Origin of the sequence: Terrisporobacter muris (assembly GCF_024621905.1) — a bacterium.
Classification (GTDB): Bacteria; Bacillota; Clostridia; order Peptostreptococcales; family Peptostreptococcaceae; genus Terrisporobacter; species Terrisporobacter muris.
In genome coordinates this window covers 1-1,778 of the sequence record NZ_JANKBY010000506.1, presented here as the reverse complement: position 1 = coordinate 1,778, position 1,778 = coordinate 1, and the positions used below count along the sequence as shown (strand labels likewise).

The 1,778-nt window shown below is 30.7% G+C and carries 1 protein-coding gene; it reads right to left on the bottom strand.

The features are described from left to right. Positions 1–236 precede the first annotated feature (236 nt). The gene (gene brnQ / locus NSA58_RS19740; RefSeq protein WP_039678938.1) at positions 237–1,538 is read right to left on the bottom strand and encodes a branched-chain amino acid transport system II carrier protein; all 1,302 of its coding nucleotides are present in this window, start codon (positions 1,536–1,538) and stop codon (positions 237–239) included. Positions 1,539–1,778 lie beyond the last annotated feature (240 nt).

Here is a 1,778-nt window from a genome sequence, read left to right as displayed (position 1 = left end):
AGATCAGGGTGCTGTATACACATGTCCAAACTTTCAAAATTTTGTTAAACAAAATGGGATAACTATGAGCATGTCTAGAAAAGGTAACTGCCATGATAATGCTGCTATGGGCAAAGTTAATTTTTATTTTAATCACAAGTTATAAACGGTATAAAAAATCTGCTTCTACTCTAAAAAGTCCCTTATCATGTAAAATCACATATCAAGGGACTTCTAAATTTATTTAATTTAAAATTCTATGCAGTTACTTCATTTGAATCAGATTTAGCATTTGAACCTTTTGACTTAACAAAGAATCCTATTACTGATGCAATAAGTACCGGTACTATCCAATTAAATCCTAATGAATCTAATGGAAAACTATGTATTAGAGGAACTTTCACTCCAAAACTACCCATTATATTTAATATACTCATAAATAATGCTGTATATGTTGCAAATTTAAATACATTATCATTTTTTATAAATTGTCCTAATAAAGTATACACTACTAGCACTATTGTTGGTGGATATATTACTGTTAGTATTGGAGCTGAAAATTTAATTATTGAATCAACTCCGAAATTAGAAACTACTAAACTGAATAAACATACTCCTGTTACTATTGCTTCATATTTTATCTTATCATTTGAAAGCTTTGAGAAATATTGACCAGTTGCTGATGTTAAACCTATTGCTGTTGTTAAACATGCAAGTGTTACTATTAATCCTAATATAACTTTACCTGGGAATCCTAATAACATATCTGTTATAGAAACTATTAATCCAGCTTGTGATACATTTGAATCAAACATAGTTGATACTGTTGCTCCAAGGTATGTAAGTCCACCATAAACTATGAATAATCCTGCTCCTGCTATTAATCCTGCTTTAAATGTTATACTTATTTTTTCTTCTTGTTTTGTGTATCCTTTGTTAGCTATACTTGTGAATATTACAGCTGATAAAGATACTGCTCCTAGAGCATCCAATGTTTGATACCCTTGAAATATTCCTTCTGAGAATACGCCATCTATTGTTGCTGGCTCTATACGTCCTAAAGGATTAACTACTCCCATACCTATTAATACTAATAATGAAATTAAAAGTGCTGGTGTCAGATAAGATCCTATTATATCAACAACCTTTGATGGTCTTATAGTTAGTAATAATGTCACGCCGAAGAATATTATTGAGAATATTATTGAGTTAAAGCCACTAAATATTGGTTGAATACCCATTTCAAATGTTGTTGCTGCAGTTCTTGGTATGGCAAGAAGTGGTCCTATACAAATCATTATTGCACATGCTAAGACAATCGATATTTTATGCCCAGCTCGTGAAAATATTTTCCCAACCTCTCCATTACATCTTGCTATTGCAAGTATAGCCAATAGAGATAAACCTACATCTGCTAGTATAAATCCTGTAAATCCAGTTAACCAACTACTTCCAGTTATCAGTCCTAAAAATGGTGGGAAGATTAAATTCCCTGCCCCGAAAAACATTGCAAACAATGCAAAACCTGTTATTATAATATCTTTATTCGTTTTTTTCATTGTGACCTCCTGATTCCCCCTAAATATTTTGTTCTATACCTGGATTATATACGACATATATTTGAATAGTCAATAAAATTATAATTTTCTGTATATTCAAATTATAATAGCCATAAAATATTATTTCCTTCCTCTAATACTTCATAGCTTCCTACTTTTATTTTTTCATAAGAGCCTTTATCTATATAATATGAATTACCTCTAGGATATCTTATAGCCACAGGACCATCTATATCTGCA